The sequence below is a fragment of the Halomonas sp. R57-5 genome, assembly GCF_900070345.1.
GTDB lineage: Bacteria > Pseudomonadota > Gammaproteobacteria > Pseudomonadales > Halomonadaceae > Vreelandella > Vreelandella ventosae_B.
Map to the genome: position 1 here is coordinate 3,249,063 of NZ_LN813019.1, position 18,818 is coordinate 3,267,880.

General features: G+C 56.9%; 16 protein-coding genes. 11 read left to right on the forward strand and 5 right to left on the reverse strand.

The genetic code is table 11. From position 1 onward, the window contains the following. The first annotated feature begins 11 nt into the window (after window positions 1-11). The 9 genes from HALO_RS15010 (at window position 12) to atzF (ending at window position 11,506) form a co-directional block, all read left to right on the forward strand. Window positions 12-1,127, forward strand: coding sequence for a putative urea ABC transporter substrate-binding protein (locus tag HALO_RS15010; RefSeq protein ID WP_050713589.1), 1,116 nt, complete (start codon window positions 12-14; stop codon window positions 1,125-1,127). Between the two features lie 76 nt (window positions 1,128-1,203). Then, window positions 1,204-2,031, forward strand: a complete 828-nt coding sequence (locus HALO_RS15015; RefSeq protein WP_050713590.1) for an ABC transporter permease — start codon at window positions 1,204-1,206, stop codon at window positions 2,029-2,031. Beyond that, the gene (locus HALO_RS15020) at window positions 2,028-2,822 is read left to right on the forward strand and encodes an ABC transporter ATP-binding protein (RefSeq protein ID WP_035566453.1); all 795 of its coding nucleotides are present in this window, start codon (window positions 2,028-2,030) and stop codon (window positions 2,820-2,822) included. The genes HALO_RS15015 and HALO_RS15020 overlap by 4 nt, the downstream gene beginning before the upstream one ends. Continuing rightward, the gene (locus tag HALO_RS15025; RefSeq protein ID WP_050713591.1) at window positions 2,819-3,556 is read left to right on the forward strand and encodes an urea amidolyase associated protein UAAP1; all 738 of its coding nucleotides are present in this window, start codon (window positions 2,819-2,821) and stop codon (window positions 3,554-3,556) included. The genes HALO_RS15020 and HALO_RS15025 overlap by 4 nt, the downstream gene beginning before the upstream one ends. 12 nt (window positions 3,557-3,568) lie before the next feature. Beyond that, the gene (locus HALO_RS15030; RefSeq protein WP_050713592.1) at window positions 3,569-4,207 is read left to right on the forward strand and encodes an urea amidolyase associated protein UAAP2; all 639 of its coding nucleotides are present in this window, start codon (window positions 3,569-3,571) and stop codon (window positions 4,205-4,207) included. A gap of 75 nt (window positions 4,208-4,282) precedes the next feature. After that, window positions 4,283-7,912 carry an urea carboxylase gene (gene uca, locus HALO_RS15035; RefSeq protein WP_035578229.1) on the forward strand — a complete coding sequence of 1,210 codons (3,630 nt, stop codon included), beginning with the start codon at window positions 4,283-4,285 and terminating at the stop codon, window positions 7,910-7,912. Continuing rightward, window positions 7,909-8,970: an isopenicillin N synthase family dioxygenase gene (locus HALO_RS15040; RefSeq protein WP_050713593.1), complete on the forward strand. Its 1,062-nt coding sequence runs from the start codon at window positions 7,909-7,911 to the stop codon at window positions 8,968-8,970. The genes uca and HALO_RS15040 overlap by 4 nt, the downstream gene beginning before the upstream one ends. Next, on the forward strand, window positions 8,970-9,683 hold the full coding sequence (locus HALO_RS15045; RefSeq protein WP_050713594.1) for a hypothetical protein: 714 nt from the start codon (window positions 8,970-8,972) through the stop codon (window positions 9,681-9,683). The genes HALO_RS15040 and HALO_RS15045 overlap by 1 nt, the downstream gene beginning before the upstream one ends. Window positions 9,684-9,685: 2 nt before the next feature. Then, window positions 9,686-11,506, forward strand: a complete 1,821-nt coding sequence (atzF, locus tag HALO_RS15050) for an allophanate hydrolase (RefSeq protein ID WP_050713595.1) — start codon at window positions 9,686-9,688, stop codon at window positions 11,504-11,506. Window positions 11,507-11,585: 79 nt separating this feature from the next. On the opposite strand, the gene HALO_RS15055 is transcribed toward atzF, so the two are convergent. Continuing rightward, window positions 11,586-11,972: a type II toxin-antitoxin system VapC family toxin gene (locus HALO_RS15055; RefSeq protein ID WP_035578224.1), complete on the reverse strand. Its 387-nt coding sequence runs from the start codon at window positions 11,970-11,972 to the stop codon at window positions 11,586-11,588. A gap of 1 nt (window position 11,973) precedes the next feature. Further along, window positions 11,974-12,213 (reverse strand): type II toxin-antitoxin system Phd/YefM family antitoxin, encoded by a 240-nt coding sequence (locus tag HALO_RS15060; RefSeq protein ID WP_035578222.1) that lies wholly within the window; start codon window positions 12,211-12,213, stop codon window positions 11,974-11,976. Between the two features lie 239 nt (window positions 12,214-12,452). Between HALO_RS15060 and HALO_RS15065 the strand changes: the two genes are divergently transcribed. Continuing rightward, window positions 12,453-12,818 carry a hypothetical protein gene (locus tag HALO_RS15065; RefSeq protein ID WP_050713596.1) on the forward strand — a complete coding sequence of 122 codons (366 nt, stop codon included), beginning with the start codon at window positions 12,453-12,455 and terminating at the stop codon, window positions 12,816-12,818. Window positions 12,819-12,828: 10 nt separating this feature from the next. Beyond that, window positions 12,829-14,910 carry a pyrroloquinoline quinone-dependent dehydrogenase gene (locus tag HALO_RS15070; RefSeq protein WP_035578219.1) on the forward strand — a complete coding sequence of 694 codons (2,082 nt, stop codon included), beginning with the start codon at window positions 12,829-12,831 and terminating at the stop codon, window positions 14,908-14,910. Between the two features lie 73 nt (window positions 14,911-14,983). On the opposite strand, the gene HALO_RS15075 is transcribed toward HALO_RS15070, so the two are convergent. The 3 genes from HALO_RS15075 to HALO_RS15085 are packed head-to-tail and all read right to left on the reverse strand — an operon-like array spanning window position 14,984 to window position 18,750. Further along, window positions 14,984-16,102, reverse strand: coding sequence for a hypothetical protein (locus tag HALO_RS15075; protein WP_035578217.1), 1,119 nt, complete (start codon window positions 16,100-16,102; stop codon window positions 14,984-14,986). Between the two features lie 33 nt (window positions 16,103-16,135). Continuing rightward, window positions 16,136-17,842, reverse strand: coding sequence for a 2-isopropylmalate synthase (leuA, locus tag HALO_RS15080; protein ID WP_050713597.1), 1,707 nt, complete (start codon window positions 17,840-17,842; stop codon window positions 16,136-16,138). A 35-nt stretch (window positions 17,843-17,877) separates the two neighbouring features. Next, on the reverse strand, window positions 17,878-18,750 hold the full coding sequence (locus tag HALO_RS15085) for an ion transporter (RefSeq protein ID WP_035578209.1): 873 nt from the start codon (window positions 18,748-18,750) through the stop codon (window positions 17,878-17,880). Window positions 18,751-18,818: the final 68 nt, after the last annotated feature.

Sequence of the window (18,818 nt, forward strand, 5' to 3'; positions counted from 1 at the left end):
TGGAGGCTGCCATGACCCGTTGCAAGCGCATTTCCCCAAATCGTGTATCCCCAAACCGTACTTCGAAAAGCCTATCCCTTGCGCCGCTATCGGCTGCCCTGGTGATAGCCGCTCTTACCTCCCCMCTCTCGGTTACTTCTGCCCAGGCCCAAGAGCGCGATGAATTCAGCGTCTGCTGGTCGATTTATGCTGGCTGGATGCCCTGGGCCTACGCCGATGTTGAAGGCGTCGTCGACAAATGGGCCGACGAGTACGGCATCAGCATCGATGTGGTGCAGGTCAACGACTACGTTGAGTCAATTAACCAGTTTACCTCGGGCAATGTTGACGGCTGCGCCATGACCAATATGGATGCGCTGACAATCCCCGCCGCCAGTGGGGTTGACTCCACCGCACTGATTATTAACGACTACTCCAACGGTAACGACGGCATAGTGCTCAAAGGCAGCGACGATCTAGCCGATATCGAAGGCCGCGAGGTCAATCTCGTTCAGTTCAGCGTCTCCCATTACTTTCTCGCTCGCGCCCTTCAGAGCGTCGGCTTAACCGAACGCGACATCGAAACAGTCAACACCTCCGATGCGGATATTGTTGGCCTGTTCTCTAGCGACACCACCGAAGCCGTGGCCGCCTGGAACCCACAGCTAAGCGCTATTGCTGAGATGCCCGACAGTAACGTGGTGTACACCTCAGCGGAAATTCCCGGTGAAATCCTCGACATGATGGTCGTCAACACCCAAACCCTGGCGGACAACCCAGAACTTGGTCATGCCCTGGTAGGCGCTTGGTACGAAGTGATGGACTTGATCGAAGCAGACGACGAGAACGCGCTGAGTATTATGGCTGACGCTGCAGGCACTGATGTGGAGGGCTATCGTAATCAGTTAGACGCCACCTACCTCTACACCGMCCCTGCCGAAGCTATCGAGTTGATGGAGAACCCCGAACTGCTTGACACCATGGAGCGCGTAGCCGAATTCAGTTTTGAGCACGGTCTACTCGGCGATATTGCACCCAATGCAGGCGTGGTCGGCATCGAAACCCCCAGTGGCGTATTCGGCGATGAGAGCAATGTGCAACTGCGCTTCGACCCTAGCTTTACCCAAGCTTACCTCGACACTCAGTAACGGGGTCCTCCTGCATTAGCGCGATGGGAGCGGCGCCTGCCGCTCCCTCTGCACTCATCTTCTGTGGACAACCGCCATGAAGCGATTGATTAACCTAGCGCCCTCCCGGGGCAGCCGCTGGCTTTTAGGCCTACTGCCTTTTTTGCTATTGGCGATGCTGTATATGAGCTTCTCCAATGCAAGGCTGGCGGAAAACCCTGATGACCGCCTGCTGCCTACGCCCTCGACCATGGCCAGCACTTTTTACCATTTGGCCACCGCTGAGAACGTGCGTACAGGGGAGGTGGTGCTGTGGACAGACACCTTTGCAAGCCTGGAGCGCATCGTCATTGGAGTGGGGATCAGCGCGTTGATTGGCTTGGTCGTGGGCATCTTAAACGGCGGCATTCCCATCCTTCGTGCCAAGTTCTCGCCGCTGGTCACCGKCGCCTCACTGATTCCTCCCATGGCGATACTGCCGATTCTATTTATCGCCTTTGGTACCGGCGAAGCCGCCAAGATTGCACTGATTGTGATTGGGGTAACGCCCTTCCTTATTCGTGACCTACAAGGCCACGCCTTGCGGCTACCCGACGAGCAGTTGATCAAAGCGCAAACCTTAGGCGCCAGCTCCTGGCAGGTGTTGTTAAGAGTTCTGCTGCCACAACTTACCCCACGGCTATTAAACGCCACCCGTTTGGCACTGGGCACCGCTTGGCTGTTTTTGATCGCCGCCGAAGCCATTGCCGCCCAGGAAGGGCTTGGCTACCGCATCTTTTTGGTACGCCGCTACCTCTCCATGGACGTGATTCTGCCCTACGTGGCCTGGATCACCCTGCTGGCGTTTTTGCTTGACCAGCTGTTGGCCTGGGTATCGCGGCTGGCATTCCCTTGGTACCACGCTGGCGAAGGAGATAACTCATGAGCCTGCTAGCGGCCAAACGGCTAGAAAAGCACTACGGCAATCATGTGGTGCTCGAAAATCTTAATTTCAGCGTTGAGCCTGGAGAATTTGTCACCTTAGTGGGTGCTTCAGGCTGCGGTAAAACGACTTTTCTGAAAATGCTGTTAGGTACCGAAGCCATTTCGCGCGGCAGCTTAACCCTGGATGATCAGCCCATTCCCAATGAGCCAGGACCAGATCGCGGCGTGGTGTTTCAGAAGTACTCGGTGTTCCCCCACTTAACCGTGCTCGGCAACGTAATGATTGCCGATGAGTTACACAGCTCAAAACTGCTGGGCAAAAGCTTCGGTGCCGCCAAGCGCCGCGCAATAGAAAAAGCGCGCGCTCGGATTGAAGAAGTCGGCCTGGGCCACGCGCTTAATAAATACCCTCATGAGCTTTCCGGCGGTATGCAACAGCGCCTGGCCATTGCCCAGGCGCTGATGATGCGGCCACGCATTTTATTACTCGATGAGCCTTTCGGTGCGTTAGATCCCGGCATTCGCCAGGATATGCACGTGCTGATCAACCGCCTGTGGCAAGAGCAGCAGCTGACCATCTTTATGATCACCCACGACCTTAAAGAAGCCTTTGAGCTGGGCACACGGCTGTGGGTATTTGATAAAACCCGCCACGATCCCCAGGCGCCGGAAGCCTATGGCGCCACGATTACTTACGACTTACCTATTTCACGCGATCGTCCTTCGAACGAACTTAAAGAAGCGCTTCACCAGGGCGGCCTGCAAACTCACACCCAGGAGACGCTGCTATGACAGACGCTGTTATGAATAGCCAACCCGCTTACACCACCCMCTTACCCGGCGGGCATCACTGGTCGCTGCGCCTGCGCCGCGGCACCACCCTCACGCTGACGGCCAAAGAGGCCGACAGCAACGTGGGGCTTTTGTGCTATAACCCGGAAAACCTGCTGGAACGCTTAAACCTGCCCGATACCTTGAAGGGCCAGCACACCTTTAAGCTTACCCAGGGTCACTGCCTTTACTCAGATATGGGGCGCATTTTCGCCTCTATCACTCATGACGACCTGGGCTGGCACGATAGCGTTGGCGGCAACCTGATGCCCCATCACTTGCTAAAGAAAGGCTGGCAGCCGGTCAGCTATCAGCAGGCTCACAACGACTGGACGCTTACTGGCTTCGACGCCTTTTTGGTTGAGCTTGCCAAGTACGGCCTGGGCCGTCGGGATATGGCGGCCAACCTCAACCTGTTTTCTCGGGTAGAAAGCGACGACGAAGGCAAGCTGCGCTATGTGCCCGGCCACTGCCAGCCGGGCAAAAGCGTCACGCTGCGCTTTGAGATGGACACGCTTGTCCTGTTGCATACTTGCCCTCACCCCCTCGATCCCAGTGCTGACTACCCCCACCGTGGCGTGGACATTGCCCTCGGCACCGCCGAGCCGGTGACAGAAGACGACCCCTGCTACCGCTCGCGGCCTGAAAACGCGCGTGGTTTTGCCAATAACCGCCTTTACCACCTCGGCTTATAAGGGAGACACCGCATGATTATTGAAAGCACTCTACGCCCCGAAAACGCCTTGAGCCGCACAACGGTGAACGCAGGTGATCACTACATTGGCACAGTCAAGCGCGGCCAAACCCTGCGCATTCTCGATTTAGAGGGTAACCAGGCCGCCGACACGCTGTTCTTTAGCGCTGACGATACCAGCGAACGCTACAGCGCTATGGATACGGTACGCGAACAGGGCGCGGTTTATCTCACCGCAGGCACGACGCTAATGTCCAGTGAAGGCCGCGCCATGCTGACGATCAGCGCCGATACCTGCGGCCGTCACGACACCCTGGGCGGCGCCTGCGCCAGCGAAAGCAACACCGTGCGTTACGACCTGGAAAAGCGTCATATGCACTCCTGCCGAGATAACTGGATGCAGGCCATCGCCAACTTTCCAGAGTTCGGCCTGACCAAGCGCGATATCACCCACAACATCAACTTCTTTATGAACGTGCCGGTCACTGCCGACGGCGGGCTGACCTTTGAAGACGGCATCTCCGCGCCGGGCAAGKATGTGGAGATGATCGCTGAGATGGATGTGATCGTGCTGGTCTCCAACTGCCCTCAGCTCAACAACCCCTGCAACGGATACAACCCAACGCCCATCGAGCTATTGGTTTGGGAATAAGTACTTCGCCCTAGGGACGACCCTAGAAGGCCAAGCAACCTGCGGGACGACCCGCCTTTGTTTGCAGGCAGTGCCATGTCCATCAATACAACGTTTAGCAAAGTTCTGATTGCCAATCGCGGCGCCATTACCGCACGCATTTTACACACGCTGAAAGCCCTCGGTGTGGGCAGCGTGGTGGTTTACGCAGATGCGGATCGCGACGCCCCCTACGTCCACCAGGCCGATGAGGCTTACTCTCTCGGCGAAGGCGGCGCCAGCGATACCTATCTTAATATCGATAAGTTGATCGCCATTGCCCAACAGAGCGGCGCCCAGGCAGTGCACCCCGGCTACGGCTTCTTGTCAGAGAACACCCGCTTTATCGCTGCCTGCGATGCCGCAGGGCTGACCTTTTTAGGCCCAACCGTCGAACAGATTGAGCAGTTTGGTCTTAAACACCAAGCGCGTGCGCTGGCCGAAAAAGCCGGTGTACCGCTAGTACCCGGCTCCGAGCTGCTTGCAAGCGTTGATGAAGCACTCAAAAGCGCCGAGCAGATTGGCTACCCGGTGATGCTCAAATCCACCGCCGGTGGTGGCGGCATCGGCATGCAGGTATGTCAAAACGCCGCCGAACTTGAGCGCGCCTTTGACTCGGTCAAAGGTCTGGGCGAGCGCAACTTCGGTGACGGCGGCGTGTTTCTCGAGGCCTATATCGCCCGCGCCCGCCATATCGAAGTGCAGCTCTTTGGCGATGGCCAGGGCAATGTCGTTGCCCTGGGCGAGCGTGATTGCTCGACCCAGCGCCGCCACCAAAAAGTGCTCGAAGAGTGCCCGGCCCCTAATCTACCGGAACATGTTCGCCAGGCGCTGCACGCCACCGCTGTTCAGTTGGGCAAAGCGGTCAACTACCGCAGCGCCGGTACCGTTGAGTTTATTTACGATACCCAGCGCGAGGCATTTTATTTTCTTGAAGTGAATACCCGGCTCCAGGTTGAGCACGGCGTCACCGAGATGGTGTATGGCATTGATATCGTTGAGTGGATGGTAAAACTGGGCGCAAATCAACTGCCCACGCTTGAAACACTGACAAAAGATCTCGCCCCCAGCGGTCACGCAGTGCAAGCACGCCTCTACGCCGAAGACCCCGCCCACGATTTTCGCCCCAGCGCAGGTTTGCTGACTGAAGTTGATTTCCCACAGGCTGACGGCCTGCGTATCGACCACGCCATAGAAGCCGGGCTGGAGATCTCAGCGCTCTTCGACCCCATGCTAGCCAAAGTAATCGCTCACGCCAACAGCCGCGACGCTGCTATTGAGCAGTTAGCTGCAACGCTTGATACCGCCAGTGTTTATGGCATCACTACTAACCGCATCTGGCTGGCCCATGTGCTGCGTGCCGAGCGTTTTCAACATGCCGACCTGGATACGCACTGGCTTGCTACCCTTGAGTGGGCGCCCCCCGTCGTAGAGGTGATCGCTCCTGGCACAATGACGACGATTCAGGACTTCCCAGGCCGCCAGGGCCACTGGGATGTGGGTGTGCCGCCTTCCGGGCCATTTGATGACTGGTCATTTCGCCTGGGCAACCGCCTGCTGGATAACCCCACCGATGCCGCCGGGCTTGAAATCACCCTCACCGGTCCAACGCTACGCTTTCACCGTGCGACCCAGATCGTGCTGGCAGGTGCCAGGCTCCCCGCTACGCTAGATGGAGAAGAAGTAGCCTTTTGGCAGGTAGTGGATATTCCTGCCGGTTCCACGCTGACGTTGGGCAAGGCCGCGGCGGGCGCTCGCGCCTATCTATTGGTACGCGGCGGTATTGCCTGCCCTCGTTACCTGGGCTCCCGCAGTACCTTTACCCTGGGCCAGTTTGGCGGCCACGGCGGCCGCGCGCTAAGAAGCGGCGATATGCTAGATTTACCTCTGCTCTCGCCTACCTCGGCGGCTCAGCTTGATAAGACGCTCATCCCGACCTTTGGCAATCAAGGCAGCGGTAAAACCTGGCGAGTGGCGGTACTTTACGGCCCCCACGGCGCGCCGGACTTTTTCACCGATGACGATATCGAGCGCTTTTTCGATCACGAATGGGAGGTGCACTACAACTCCAGCCGCACAGGGATCCGGCTGATTGGTCCACGCCCCGAGTGGGCGCGAGCCGACGGCGGCGAGGCGGGACTACACCCCTCCAATATTCACGATAACGCCTATGCCTTTGGCACTATCGACTTTACCGGCGATATGCCGGTTATTCTGGGCCCCGATGGGCCTTCACTTGGCGGCTTTGTCTGCCCCGCCACCGTAATCCGCGCCGAACGCTGGAAGCTGGGACAGCTCGCCGCGGGCGATAAAGTACGCTTTGTCCCGGTCAGTCTTAACACCGCTCGCACCCTGGAAGAGCGCCAGCTAGACCAACTGGCGTCTCTCACAGCAGCGCCCGTCGAAGAGATTCAGCCAGAGCGTGACACCCCTGTTGTGCGCGACGTACCCGCCGAGCAAGCCGGTGAGCGAATTGTCTACCGCCGCGCCGGGGATGATTTCCTGCTGATCGAGTTCGGCGCCATGGAGCTGGATATCGCGCTGCGCTTTCGGGTTCACGCCTGGATGCTGTGGCTACGGGAACACTCGCTGCCCGGTCTGCGGGAATTAACCCCCGGTATTCGCTCGCTGCAGATTCACTATGAGCCATTAGCACTGTCCTTGGATAAGCTGCTCGCCCATCTGCAAAAAGCCGAGCAGGCGCTAATAGATGTGGAATCGCTGGAAGTGGAGTCGCGGGTGGTGCATCTACCGCTCTCCTGGGACGACCCCGCCTGTCAGGAAGCCATCGATAAATACCAGCGCAGCGTGCGCCCGGATGCGCCCTGGTGCCCCAGCAACCTGGATTTCATTCGCCGTATCAATGCGCTTGAAAGCGAACAGCAAGTGCGCGATATCGTCTTCGATGCCCGCTACCTGGTAATGGGGCTGGGGGATGTCTACCTGGGTGCGCCTGTGGCGACTCCTCTTGACCCGTGCCAGCGGCTGGTGACCACCAAGTACAACCCCGCTCGCACCTGGACAGCTGAAAACTCCGTGGGCATTGGCGGCGCTTACCTGTGCGTTTACGGTATGGAAGGCCCCGGCGGCTACCAGTTTGTTGGCCGTACGCTGCAAATGTGGAACCGCTACCGCACCACGGCACACTTCGAGACCCCTTGGCTGCTGCGCTTTTTTGATCAACTGCGTTTTCATGAAGTCAGCCACGAAGAGCTTGAGCAAATTCGCCGCGACTTTCCCCATGGTCGATATGACCTATCTATTGAAACCGCACGTTTTCGCCTAGCGGACTACCAAGCCGAGATCGATAAAAATGCTGAAGCGATTGAGACCTTCCGCACCAAGCGCGAAGCTGCTTTCCAGGCAGAAATAGCCGCTTGGCGGGCCAATGGCCAATTCACATTCGAAGATCAGGCACCGGAAAGCGCCGAAGTAACAGCGCTGGATGACAACGAGCTAGGCATCGAAAGCCCCGTCACCGGCAGCCTTTGGAAGTTACTGGTTGCAGAAGGTGAGCAGGTAACCGCTGGCCAACCGGTGGCACTGGTGGAATCGATGAAAATGGAAGTTGAGATCACCGCCCACTGTGGTGGCCGCGTCGTTCGCCTGCCGCTTACAGAGGGAGCATCGATTGCCCCCGGGCAGCCCATCGTGGTGCTTAGCAGTGAAGCGGAGGCAACCCCATGAGCCAATCAACGAACGATCAGCGCCTCGCCGATTTTCAGGCGATCCCAGTGATCGATATTCATGACCTGCTACATGGAGATGTAAGCGCGCGCCAAGCCGTTGCCGAGCAACTTGGCCGCGCCGCCCGAGAGGTGGGTTTCTTTCAAATGGKGGGGCACGGCATTGATCGCCCCCTTCGCGAAGGGCTAATCAGCCAAGCCAAGCGCTTCTTTGCCCAGCCAACCGAGACCAAAATGGAGCGCTATATTGGTCTTTACCACCACCACCGGGGCTATGTGCCGCCCGGTGAAGAGTCGCCGGATCCCAAAAAGCCGGATATGAAAGAGGCCTTCGATCTTGCCTTTGAACTCCCCAGCGATGATCCTGAGGTCTTGGCAGGCACTCCCCTGCTCGGCCCCAATCCCTGGCCCGACCTTGAGCACTTTCGCGAGCCGGTCGCAGCCTATTATGACGCGGCCTACCAGGTTGGCCGCACACTGATGGGCGGCTTTGCCCTAGCGTTAGGGCTTAAAGAGAACCACCTACTTCACCATGTGACTAAACCGCCCAGCCAGCTGCGCCTGATTCACTACCCCTATAACCCCGATGCCGAAGATGCTCAGGGCATTGGTGCCCATACAGATTATGAGTGTTTCACCCTATTGCTCCCCACCGCACCGGGTCTTGAGGTGATGAACGGCGCAGGTGAATGGATTGATGTGCCGTTTCGAGACGACGCCTTGGTGGTCAATATCGGCGATATGCTGGAGATATGGAGCAACGGCGAGTTTGTCGCCACCTCTCATCGGGTGCGTAAAGTAAAGGAAGAACGCTACTCTTTCCCGCTGTTTTTCGCCTGCGATTATCACACCGTGGTCGCCCCGCTGCCCGAGCTGGTGACCCGCCACGGCCAAGCATATTACCCACCGCTTAAAGCGGGGGATCATCTCTACGCGCAAACGATTCAAACCTTTAAATACCTGCGTGAACGGCTAGCCCAGGGAGAAATCGCGCTGCCCGATGGCGCCCGCGAAGTGGGCAGCCTTGGCCAGCACGGCAAGCATAAGGAAACCCCATAATGAGCGTTTCCTTACCCAGTATCCCGCGCGAATTTCGTGGGGGTTGGCAGCGCACGCTTTATGCCGAGCCCGCCACCGAGCCCTACCAACAGGCCGATAGTACCAGCCAGGTTGTCTGGCTCCAGGGCGAGCACTGGCATGCTGATTTACGCCTACCTGCCAACGGCCCGGATTTTTCCGGCATTACCGGCCTAGAAGCGTGCAACCGATCACAGCTTGAGTGGTTGGCAAGCCTGACCGCCTTTGCGGGCGTTACCCAAACCGAAGAAGGGCTATGCATATGGCACCGCTATCAGGATCTTTGCCCCAGTTTAGAGCGTGATGTTGGCCTACTACGCTGGCTTGATGACACCACCCTAGAAGAGCGGCCCCCCCATGGGCTCTACGTTGAGCACTGGCAGCGGCTTTCCGGTAACGCCGTTGAAGAAGTAGTTCGTTGCGATGAGCAAGGCCACCTTCGCTGGCTGCAGCTGGGCGAATACGCCATAGCGATTACCCCTCGCTCCGCAACGGCCAATCTAGCAGCTTTATTTGAACCAGTAAGTGACTTAACTGAAGGCGCTTTACGCTGGCGCGCCAGCCTTTGCTTCGACTACTTAGAGCGCAGCCAAAACGGTTGGCAGATAGTGCTTTCGACTCACCCCTGGCGGGTGGGTGAGCTACTTTCAGTATCAACGTTTAATGACGGTCACCGTTCACAGATAGGAGTTTAATAATGTTACCCATCGCATCACTGGATATTGCGACCCTTCACACCGCCTACCAACAGGGTGAGCTTACCCCCGCTGCGTTAATCGACGAGCTGCTGGCCCAAGCTGAAAGCCACGGCAAAGAGCCCGCCTGGATTACTCGTTTAACGCGAGAGCAACTGGAGCCTTACCTACAGCGCTTGGAAGGCGAATCACCAGACACACTGCCGCTTTACGGCATTCCCTTTGCGATGAAAGACAATATCGACTTGGCGGGAATTCCCACCACGGCAGGTAGCCCGGCGTATGCCTATACGCCAACCGAAAATGCTTTTGTGGTGCAGCAGTTGATCGGTGCGGGCGCGATCCCGATGGGTAAAACCAACCTGGATCAATTTGCCACTGGTCTGGTGGGTGAACGAGCGCTGGATGTATACGGTACGCCTGCTAATGCCTTCGATCCTAAGCTGGTACCCGGCGGCTCCAGCAGCGGTTCGGCGGTGGTCACTGCGGCGGGGATGGTCAGCTTTGCGCTGGGCACCGATACCGCTGGTTCTGGGCGCGTGCCCGCCTGCTTCCATAACCTTTACGGGGTCAAGCCAAGCCTGGGGCTGCTTAGCACCCGAGGCGTAGTACCTGCCTGCGCGACGCTAGACACCATTAGCCTGTTTACCTTCACTGCCGACGATGCCGCTAAAGTGCTCGGCATTACCGCTGCCTATGATGATCAGTGCGCTTGGTCGCGGAAGCATGACTTTGCTGTGCACGGTAAACGCTATGGCAAAGCCCCTGCGGCGTTCCGCTTCGGCGTGCCGCTGGAATCCCAGTGGCAAACCGATGAGGCGTATACCAAGGGAATGCACCACGCGATTGCCGAACTGGAAGCTCTCGGCGGTGAGAAAGTCGAGTTGGACTGCTCGCCATTACTCGCAGCAGCACGCCTGCTTTACGAAGGCCCTTGGGTGGCGGAACGCTACCATGTTATTCGCGAGTTGATGCAATCACATCCTGACGCTATCCACCCGGTAACGTTTGAAATTACCCAAGGCGGCGCTACACCACTGGCCGTGGACGCCTTCGATGCGCGCTATAAGCTCGCCGAATTTAAGCGCCAAGCCGACGCGTTAATCGCTAACGTCGATATCATGCTTTCGCCCACCACAGTCACGCACCCAAGCAAGGCCGAAGTAGCGGCGGACCCCATCGGCGTTAACTCCCGCCTGGGCACCTGGACTAACTTTATGAACCTGCTCGACTACAGTGCTCTGGCCGTGCCTGTAGGCTTTAGCGAGCGCGATTTACCAGTGGGCGTGACACTGTTTGGGCCGGTGTTTGCTGACTTAACGCTGCTCTCCCTCGCCCGTGCCATAGAAGCCCGCTTAATGCTGCCGTTAGGTGCCACAGGCGTTGCCCATCCGGCGTTATCTGAGCCCTTAACCAATGCCCAAGACGGCACCATGGAGCTGGTAGTGTGCGGTGCACACCTGCAAGGACTGCCGCTTAACCACCAATTGACCGAACGCGGCGGCGTATTAGTGAGCACCACCCAAAGCGCGCCGCGCTATAAGCTGTTTGCCCTGGCAGGCGGGCCGCCCAAACGCCCAGCATTGCTACGCGACGAAAACGGCCAAGCCATTGAAGTGGAAGKGTGGCACCTGCCCATCGAAAGCGTGGGCAGCTTTTTAGCAGGCATTCCCGCCCCGCTCGGTTTAGGCCAAGTGGAGCTTGCCGACGGTAGCTGGAAGTGTGGCTTTATTTGCACCGCCGGAGCGCTTAATGAAGGTGGCGAAGCACAAGACATCAGCGAATTTGGCGGTTGGCGCGGATGGCTGGCGAGTCGTTCATAGCGCCAACATATCAGGCCCATCTAGTCGATGGGCTTTTAAGCGAAACAGATTTTTAACCTACGGCTCACGAACGAAACGCTCATACTTTTCTAATTGGGCCAGCGTACTGAGCCACCAGCTCATCCGCTGTGATTAGCAAAAAACCTTCAGCCTCTGCCTGGGCCACCAAAATCCGATCAAAGGGGTCTTTATGAATGCTAGGTAAATGAGCGACGTTAAGTGTATGCAGTGAACTGATGGGGAGTTCTAAATAGCCATTATCCACCAACCCTCTTCGCAATAAGTGCGGGTCAACTTGAAAATCAGGGCGCTGCAGGCTGTTCTTGATCACCACTTCCCAGATGCTGGCGGCGCTAAAGTAGAGCCTATTATTCTCGTCATTGATCAGCGATAGCGCATCCGCCGGGAGTTGCTCCGGTGACGCCGCTGCCCAGAGCAAAACATGCGTGTCCAGAAGCAGATTCACATCAGCCTCCAAACATCTCAGCTATTTCCTCCTGCCCCATCCGATCAAAGTCATTAGGCACTTTAAACTGGCCTGCCAAAAAACCTAGCCGCTTCTGCTGACCAGGCAGAGGGCTGTCAATCGCCGTTACCCGCGCCATCGGCTTACCCGCTTTGGCGATAATAAACCCCTCGCCCTCGGCAGCCCGCGCGACTAGCTGCGACAAGCGCGTTTTGGCTTCGTGTATGTTGATAGCTTCCATATGAAGTTCTCCCGAGAAACACGACTTAGTTCAATTAGTTTAGTTTATTCGAGATAGGCAATTTTGCAATGCCTTACCTCCACTGAAAAAAAACAGTGCGACGTGTTGCGACATTTGATCAGGTTACGGCCCCCAGATCATAAAGGTACCGTTTTCTGCTAAAGTTATAGTGCTAACGATTTCTGACGTTGAATTAGCCTCAATGTCAGGCTTTCCACTCAGCAGGAGGCCAACACGTTATGTCGTCACCCCTCTCATCAAAATCGGGCGCTATCGTCCTTCTGATAGCCTCACTCGCCGGGCTTGCAATCGCTCTATATGCCTATTTCACACCACTTACCGGGGTCACGGGAACACTCGGGGCACTGGTTGCCATTGTGGCCTGTTGCGTTCTTGCGGTGATGGCGCTATTGCTCATGAAAGTCAAAACACGCGGGGCCTCCCTCMCACTGAGAGGGCTTATTCTGCTAGGGCTCGCCGGTACATTTTTCGCCGCAATGCTGCTCCATCAGTGGTGGATTGGCGTTGCCATGGTGCTCGGCCTGATCGGTTTGATTGTGGACATGGTTCGCCCAGCGCCTCACGCACGCCTCACTCACAACTAAGGAGCTGCCCATGCCAACTTTATTATCCGCCCCGAGCACTCCGTTTAAATTTGTCACATCGGGCTTAGGCGCGATTACCGCTCTGGCTATTTGCTTTACGCCCTTGCCGCTACTCGCTCAGGAGCCGTCAGTAGATACACAGCAACCCACTGCTCAAGAACAGTCAGGTGAACAGGCATCGCCAGGGGAGCAAGAGAACGACACACCGGAAGAATCGACTAGCGCCGCCCCCATTCCGCTGGTGCCTGGAGAGCCGACCTGGGACAGTTTTCATGGTCAGCTCAACGCCCAGAAATATAGCCCGCTTGATCAGATTAATGCCCACAACGTTGGCGAATTGGAAAAAGTCTGGGAAGTGCATACCGGCGATGTAGCGGATGGTTCAGGTGATTTACCAGCGACCGTTTGGTCTGCCACTCCGGTGTTTGCCAACGACACGCTGTATATCGGCACCCCCTTCTACCGGATTCTGGCCCTAGACCCCGCGAATGGCGAAGAGAAATGGAGCTTCGATACGCAGTCCTCTCTCGAAGCGCTGACCCAGCCCGCCCTGAAGAATCGCGGTGTGGCTTATTGGGAAGCGGATACCCCGGAAGCAGGCGAGCCCTGCCAAAAGATCATCTACATGGGCACCATGGATGCGCAACTGTTCGCGGTCGATGCCGATAGCGGTGAACAGTGCGCAAACTTTGCCGATAACGGCGTGTTGGACGTCAACCAGTGGAATGACACCAATGAAAAATGGCCGTTGTCGCTGCTACAGCCACCCACTGTGGTGGGCGACCATCTAATTCTTGGCTGGGCAGGCATGGACTGGGCCTATGAAGAGGCTCCCCCTGGCACCGTATTTTCAATCAATGCCCGCACCGGCGAGCTCGAATGGACGTTCCAGGCGCTGTCTGATGAGATGCGCGAGCAGAGCGGCACCGCCAATGTCTGGACGCATATGTCCGCCGATGAAGAGCTTGGCCTAGTCTATTTACCGGTCTCCTCCCCTTCACCGAACTACTGGGGCGGTAACCGCAGCGAAGAAGTGCCGCTAGGCACATCGACCACCGCGGTGGATATCGAGACCGGCGAAGTGGCTTGGTCGCGGCAGTGGGTTCACCACGATATTTGGGATTACGACATTAACGCAGCCCCAACGCTGATGGACATTACCGTCGATGGCGAAGAGATCCCGGCGCTGATTCAGGCGACCAAAATGGGCTTTCTGTTTGTGGTCAATCGAGAAACCGGTGAAGATGTTTGGCCGATTGAGGAGCGCCCAGTACCCAGCGGCGACGGTAGTGTTGAGGGCGAAGTCTATGCGCCGACTCAACCCTTCCCCACCAAACCCGCGCCACTGTTAGATCAGTCCGAGAAACCCAACGTCTGGGCGCTGGCTGATGCGGTTAGCTTTGGGGAGTGCTCTGCACTGTGGGACGATCTCAGCTATGAAGGCATGTACACCCCACCGACGACCCAAGGCGAAGGCACCCTTGGCTTTCCCATCAGCGCGGGTGGCGTTCAGTGGGGCGGCGTAGCCTTCGACCCCGAAAGCCAGACAGCGATCGTCAATACCTCGCACATTGTGCAGTACATAAAACTCTATAATCGCGAAGATTATGACAAAGCGGATAGCGGATCCGGCAATGAAAGCGGTTTTGCCCCACAGGAAGGCGCGCCCTATGGGATGCGTTTAGAGGTCGCGCTCAATCGGTTGGGCATGCCCTGCTGGGAACCACCCTTTGGTGAGCTTGTTGCCCTCGACATGACGACAGGTGATATCAAATGGCGTCGTCCCATCGGCGCATCGCAACAGTACGGTTTCTATATGCCAGAGAGTTGGGGCTCGCCCACCATTGGCGGCCCAGCGGTAACCGCTGGCGACGTTATCTTTATTGGCGCTTCCATGGATGCCAAGGTGCGTGCCTACTCGCTGGAAACCGGTGAGGAGCTGTGGTCAGATCAGACCGAAGCCCCCTCCGTCTCGAACCCTGCTGTCTACGAGTACAACGGTCGCCAATACGTCGCCTTTGTTTCCGGTGGCAACAGCATCTTGAAAGATCAGGTAGGTGATCAGGTTGCCGTTTATGCCTTGCCGGAATAACGCTTGCGGTTGATCAATAGAAAACAAACGGGGCGGCCTTAAGGCCGCCCCGTTTATGTTACATCCCATCTTCTTAGTTAGTCTCGTCGACTTGCCTTGGAGTACGTTTGGCTAACGCATGGTTAGCAGTTTTAAAACATACCCGCATCAACGGCACTAGCAGCCACAGCAGCGGCGTCAACAGCCAGCGATAGGCAAATCGCGCCACTATCAGCACCGGCAGTAGCACAACCAGCCAAATAAGAAACTGGCCCAACCATACCGGCCAGCCTAGCCAGGTAGAAAGGTTGGCGCCCAGCGCGCTAACTAGGCTTGGGTGGCGAACCACCACATAGGCGGTGCCCGCTACCGCTGCAATCTTGGCCATACGCGGCAGAGTCGCAAAACGCCCGCTGGTGGCAACAACTCCCTGGCGCAAGCCAACACGAGCGCCCTGGGCTTCAACGCTCCCTACCCGCGCAGCACGAGCGGCCTTGCCCGCCCGCAGCACCTTAACGGTGCTGGCCATGACCAGTAGATCGACACCGGCCCAGCCCAAATCGGCTGCGCCAATAGCGTCGCCCCGCCGCCACTGGCTTTCGAGATCGCGCAGGCCGCTGGTAAAGAAATCGCCAACGCCCGAGACCAGCCGTTCGCCCTGTAGCCACTCCACGTCGCCTTGTTCACTGACTACAAACTGGTTGAGCAGCGCGTGACCATTGGCATCCAGCAGCGCAATACCCATCTGCCCGCGGCGGTAAGGGGTGAGCGCCGAATCCGCGTCGCCCTCTTCATCGCTCCACCAATGACTAAGCTGCTGATAGCGCTCACCAACCCAGTGCTGCGCCCTTAGCGTCGCTACATCGTGGCTGCGAAAGTAGCTGATAGGCAGTACGGCGTCGGCGCCAAAGCGCACCAGCACCTGCTGAAACTGAGGCGATAAACCGTACTCCACCAGCACATCGCGGGCTATATCACCATGGCGTAACATCGCCAGCGAAGCGCTCATCCACAGCGCCTGATCGGCGGCGTAGCTGAGAAAAAGCGCGTTGAGCTCTGGCGACTCCTGCTTAAGCGATGCCTCTAGAGCGGGCAGCGCCCGCTGAGCTTCCAGGCGTACCAGCTTGGACTCAAACGGCTCGTGGGAAGCCACGGCTGATGCTAACCCAGCCAGCACTAACGCGATTAACACTATGATCTGCCAGGGCCGCATCGCTTTCCACCTTGTTATGTTGGCAATCGACTACTAGCCCAACGTCTCCGCCGTCACGTTCGCCGCCGCAGGCTGGGTGGAGTGGTGGCGATTGATCGCGCTAAGGACGCCTTTCATGGAGGCACTGGTAATGCTCTCATCGGTGCCTACACCAAACACCGCTTTGCCATCGATGCGCACTTCGACATAGGCAATAGCTTCAGCGTCGGCGCCCTGGCCACGGGCGTGCTCGTGGTAGTCGATGATTTCCACATCGTGCCCAGCGGCGGCCAACGCTTTAATAAAGGCCGCTAGCGGGCCGTTGCCCTCACCAGTAAGCGTTTGCCGCTCACCGTTTTGTTCGACCACGGCATCCAAGGTGATTTTAGGGCTGTCGGGCTCCGACGACAAACGATGGCTCACTAGCGCGAAAGGTGAGCGCTGCTCTAAATACTCATCGGCAAAGGCCTGATAAATCATCTGCGAGGTAATTTCTTTACCGGTGCGCTCAGCCACTTCCTGCACCACCTGGCTAAACTCGATGGAGAGCCGACGAGGTAGCTCAATACCGTGTTCCTGCTCTAGCAGGTAAGACACCCCGCCTTTGCCCGACTGGCTGTTAACCCGGATCACAGCTTCATAGCTGCGGCCCACGTCCAGCGGGTCGATGGGCAAATAAGGGACGTCCCAAACGGCATCAGGATTTGCGCGCCGATCCGCCATGCCTTTTTTGATCGCGTCCTGGTGGGAGCCAGAGAAGGCGGTAAACACCAAATCGCCCACATAGGGGTGACGGGGATGGACCGGTAGCTGATTGCAGTACTCCACTTCACGCATGATGGGAGTGATATTGGAGAAATCGAGCGCAGGGTGAACGCCCTGAGTGTACATATTCATTGCCAGAGTAACGATATCCACATTGCCAGTACGCTCGCCGTTACCAAAGAGAGTACCCTCAACCCGGTCGGCCCCAGCCATCAGCGTTAACTCGGCTGCCGCTACGCCGGTGCCGCGGTCGTTATGGGGGTGAACGCTGACGATCAGATGATCACGGTTTTTGACGTGGCGGCAGAACCACTCAATTTGATCGGCATAGTTATTCGGCGTGGCAACTTCTACCGTGGCCGGGAGGTTCACGATCATGCGCTTATCAGCGCTGGAACCATAAGCCGCCATGACCGCTTCGACGATCTCAACGGCAAAATCCATCTCGGTAGTGGTGAACAGCTCAGGCGAGTATTGAAACGTCCAGTTAGTTTCCGGTGCAGCGTCCATCTGCGCGCGTATCTGCTGGGTCGCCTCTACGGCGATTTGCACGCACTCAGGCTTATCGACGTTAAACACCACCCGGCGAAACATGGGATCAGTGGCGTTATAAACGTGGACAATGGCGTTCTTGGCGCCTTTCAAGGCTTCAAAGGTGCGTTCAATCAAGTGCGGGCGCGCCTGGGTCAGCACCTGAATGGTCACATCCTCAGGGATTTTATCCTGCTCAATCAGCGAGCGCACAAAGTCGAAGTCCGTTTGCGATGCTGACGGAAACCCTACCTCTATCTGTTTAAAACCAACGCTGAGTAGCATGTCGAATAAGCGCTGTTTACGCTCCTGATCCATAGGGTCGATCAGCGATTGATTGCCGTCGCGCAGGTCAACACTGCACCAGATAGGCGCTGATTCAATGCGCTGGCTCGGCCACTGACGGKCCGGTAGATCAACGGCCACAAAGGGGCGGTACTTTTTGGCAGGATCAGTCAACATCATGGCGGCTCTCCTAAAATCAGTCAGTTGTGGGTTTGTCAGTGTGCTTTACCGCCCGCGTCATTCTGGTGTGTGGGGGCTGTCGAGTAGGCTTGAGCGAGGGCTGACTCCATGCGGTCAAGCTGTGCTTTCAGCCCGCGAACATCATTGCGTAGCGACTGCAGCTCGGCTTCTTCGCCTTCGCCGTTGTCCAGCGCCATTTGCGCGCTCTCTTTCTGCATCACATCCAGCACAATACCAATCATCATATTGAGAAAGATAAAGGCATTCAAAAAGATAAAGGTTAAAAAATAGATCCAGGCATAGGGATAAACCTCCATGGCCGGATAGAGCACCGCAGTGGCCCAGCTCTCAAACGTCGCCACCTGAAATAGCGTCAGCATGGCCAGGGAGATGTTACCCCATAGGCCCTCGTCGACATTGTGGAACAGAAAACTGCCAATGGCGGCGTAAATATAGAAGATGATAAACATCAGCAGGACCACATAGCCCATCCGCGGCACCGATTTCACCAAAGCGCTAAGGAGCATCTGTAGTTCAGGTATCATTGATACCAAGCGGAGTACCCGGAAAATACGCAGCAGCCGTGCCAGCAGCACCATTTCCGAGTCGTCCATGGGAATTAGGCTGGCGGTGACAATCAGGAAGTCAAAAACATTCCAGCCCTTTTTAAAAAAGCTAAGCAGGCTGCGTTCTGCGGCCATTCTGATTAAAATCTCAATCAGGAAAAAAATCGTCACTGCGATATCGAGATAGAGCAGCCACTGCTCAACCTGGGAAGTTTCGTCGTAGGTCTTGGCCCCTATCACCAGGGCGGAAAGGACGATAATGGCAATCACCACCGCTTCAAAAAACTTATTCGAGCGCAGCTTTTCAAAACGGGACTGCCAGGTAGTAAAGGAGTTACTCATGTAACAAAAAATCTCTTAACGGTTAATCCGCACACTTTATACTAAAATTACACACCTGCTACACAAGT